The following is a 3,081-nucleotide window of genomic DNA, read 5'->3' as shown; positions in this document are numbered from 1 at the left end:
GGTGGTCAGGTGCGGCGCGACGAAGAGGAAATGCCTTCCCTCGCTGATCATCGCCCCCCAGGAGGGGGTGGGGGGCGCAACCCCGAGCCCCAGGAAGCTCAAGCCCGCCTCCGCGACGATCGCCCGCGCGATCCCGAAGGTGGCCTCGACGATGACGGGCGAGATCGCGTTCGGAAGGATGTGGACCCGGAGGAGACGCGCAGGAGGGGTGCCGACCGCTCTTGCCGACTGGACGAACTCCATCTCCCGGACCTTGAGGATCTGGCCGCGGATCAGCCGGGCGTACCCCACCCAACCGAGGGCGGACAGCGCGATGAGGACGTTGCGAAGCGATGGCCCGAGGACGGAGGTGATCGCGATGGCGAGCAGGATCCCGGGAAAGGCGAGAAGGACGTCGGCAAGCCGCATGAAGAGGTGGTCGACCTTCCCGCCGAAAAAACCCGATGCCGACCCGACAAGGAGACCGATCGCAAGCGACAGGGAGACGGTGCCCAGCCCCACAGCGACCGAGATGCGCGCGCCGTGGAGGAGGCGGCTCAGCAGATCCCGGCCCAGCCGGTCCTGCCCGAGCCAGTGGGACCGCGAGGGGCCGGAAAGCCCGGAGTCGAGCGCCTGCGCCCCCGGGTCGAACGGGGCGAGCAGGGGGGCGAACGCCGCCACGATCAGCAGAAGGACCACGACGGCGAGCCCGGCGACGGCCCCCCGGTGTCTTGCCACCCGCCTCGCGAGCGTTCTCCGGGAAAGCCGTTCACTCATACCGGATCCTCGGGTCGAGGCAGGAGTAAAGGAGATCGGTCAGGAGATTCACGGTCACCGTGCAGAGGGCGATGAACAGGATGCACCCCTGAACCAGCGGGTAATCCCGGGCGTCGATCGCCTGTACGGTGAGGCGGCCGATCCCGGGCCAGGAGAAGATCGTCTCCGTGATGATGCTGCCGGAAAGAAGCGCGCCGAACTGCAGGCCCAGCACCGTGAGGACGGGGATGAGGGAGTTCGCGAGCGCGTGGCGCACCACCGCGGCCCGACGGGAGAGCCCCCGGGCGGACGCCGCCCGCACGTAGTCCTGCCGGATCTCCTCCAGGAGCTGGGAGCGCAGCATCCGCATGAGGATCGCCGCCATCCCGGTCCCCATCGTCACGGCGGGAAGCACCAGGTGGCCGGCGGTCCCATACCCCGAGACGGGAAAAAGCCCGAGGCCGATGGAGAAGACCAGGATCAGCAGGGGCCCCAGCCAGAAGTTGGGCATCGACAGGCCGAGCATCGCCAGGAGGCCGCAGAGATGGTCGAGAAGGGTGTGCTGCCGCATCGCGGACAGGATTCCGAGGGGAATCGAGAGGAGAAGAGCCACGGTCATCGAGGCGGCCGAGAGGAGGAGGGTCGCGGGAACCCTCCGGAGGATCTCCCGCAGCACCGGTTCCCGGCTCCGGAAGGAGGTGCCCAGGTCCCCCCGCGCCACTCCGAGGAGAAAATCGCCGTACTGGACGGCCAGGGGGCGGTCCAGGCGAAGCTCCCGGCGCAGTTCCTCCTTCTGGGCCGGAAGGGCGCTCTCGCCCAGCATGATCTCGACGGGGTCGCCGGGGATGAGATGGATCAGGAGGAAGACGACCGTCACCACGCCGAAAACGACGGGGACCATCTGCCGGAGACGGGAGAAAAGGTACCTCCTCATTTCCCGGCTTCCTCTCCCTTCCGGAGGGTCATCTCCTTGACGGAGGCGTAATCCTCGTCCGGTGTGATGACGAAGCCGACGAGCCGCCGGTCCCGGACGAGGATGTTCCGGTTGATCCAGAGGGGGAAAACAGGCAGGTCCCGGGCAAGGATCCGCTGCACTTTTCCGTAGATCGTTTTCCGTTTCTCCCGCGACGGTTCCCGGCGGCCTTCCTCCACCAGCCGGTCGACCTCGGGTTTCCGGTAGCCTCCCCGGTTGGCTCCCTCGGGGGGAGTCTCCCCGGAGTGGAAGGCGTAGTGATAGATGTCCGGGTCCGCGATTCCGACCCAGGTCAGGCCGTACAGCTGGAAGTTCCCCCTCCGGATGTCCGAGAAGAAGGTCCCCCACTCCAGGGACTGGACCTCCACGGCGATTCCGACCTGGCGCAGCTGCTCCTGGATGACGGCCGCGATCCGCCGCCGCAACTCGTTCTGCGACGTCTTGTACGTCAGCCGGAAGCGGGGTTTCGGCCCCTCGCCGTCCGGGTCGCGGTCGCCGGCCGAGTCCAGAAGACGCCTTGCCGCGGCGGGGTCGTACGGCAGGGGGGGGATCCCTTTTTCATGGGCCCAGAAGCCCGGGGCGAGGATGGAGTCGGCAAGGTCCGCGTGGCCCTTCCACAAGGTCCGGACGATCGCCCCGCGGTCGATGGCCATGGCGATGGCCCGCCGCACCCGCGCGTCGGACAGGACCGGGTCAAGGAGGTTGAACCCGAGGTAGGAAACGTTGCTTCCGGCGTCCTCCTCGGTCACCAGGTTCCCGTTTTTCAGGGCGGCGGGGATCAGGTCGGGGTCCACTCCGTTCAGCACGAAGTTGACGCTCCCCTTCGTAAGTTCGAGGAACCTCACATTGCTGTCCGGGAGGAACTTGACGACGACCTTTTCGATGCCCGGGATCCCGCCGTAGTATCCCTCGAACCGCGAAAGACGGATACCGGCGTCGGGCTGGTAGTCGTCCACCCGGTAGGGCCCTGCCCCGATCGGGGGGGAATATCCCGCCGCCGGGGATCCGGCGGGCACGATCCCCCGCACCATGCCGGCAAGGAACGGGGCGAACGGCTCCGAAAGCCGGAAGACGACCGTGCGAACGTCGGGGGCCTCGATCGCCCGGATCGTTTTGTATGTCGACCGGTGCGGGGACCGGTTCCGGGGGTCAAGCATCCATTGAAACGTGTAGCGGACGTCCGCGGAGGAGAGCTCCCTCCCGTCGTGGAAACGCACTCCGCTGCGCAACCGGAACACGATCTCGGTGGGAGACCGCTCCTCCCAGCGCTCCGCGAGATCCGGAAGGGGATTTCCCGCCGCGTCCATCCGGAGGAGAGAGGCGTGCGTCATCTGCAGGATCTGTGTCCCGTACGCGTCGGTCGAAAGCCGCGG

Annotated in this window: 3 protein-coding genes; all 3 read right to left on the bottom strand. The window is 67.6% G+C overall.

The window, feature by feature from the left end; all coding sequences use genetic code 11:
- Nucleotides 1-756 (bottom strand): ABC transporter permease (locus tag VJ307_04860; protein ID HJX73468.1); only part of this gene is annotated, 756 nt, incomplete at its 3' end.
- The gene (nikB, locus tag VJ307_04855) at nucleotides 749-1,669 is read right to left on the bottom strand and encodes a nickel ABC transporter permease (protein ID HJX73467.1); all 921 of its coding nucleotides are present in this window, start codon (nucleotides 1,667-1,669) and stop codon (nucleotides 749-751) included. The genes nikB and VJ307_04860, both read right to left, overlap by 8 nt.
- On the bottom strand, nucleotides 1,666-3,081 hold a 1,416-nt coding region (locus tag VJ307_04850; GenBank protein HJX73466.1), incomplete at its 5' end, for an ABC transporter substrate-binding protein. The genes VJ307_04850 and nikB, both read right to left, overlap by 4 nt.

It is taken from the genome of Candidatus Deferrimicrobiaceae bacterium (genome assembly GCA_035256765.1).
Taxonomy (GTDB): domain Bacteria; phylum Desulfobacterota; class Deferrimicrobia; order Deferrimicrobiales; family Deferrimicrobiaceae; genus CSP1-8.
Note: the sequence above shows the minus strand (reverse complement) of the source record. Positions and strands in the feature narration are given on the sequence as shown.

Excerpts from the sequence above, each read along its gene's own strand:
- nikB (HJX73467.1), bottom strand. The coding sequence starts at position 1,669 with ATGAGGAGGTACCTTTTCTCCCGTCTCCGGCAGATGGTCCCCGTCGTT.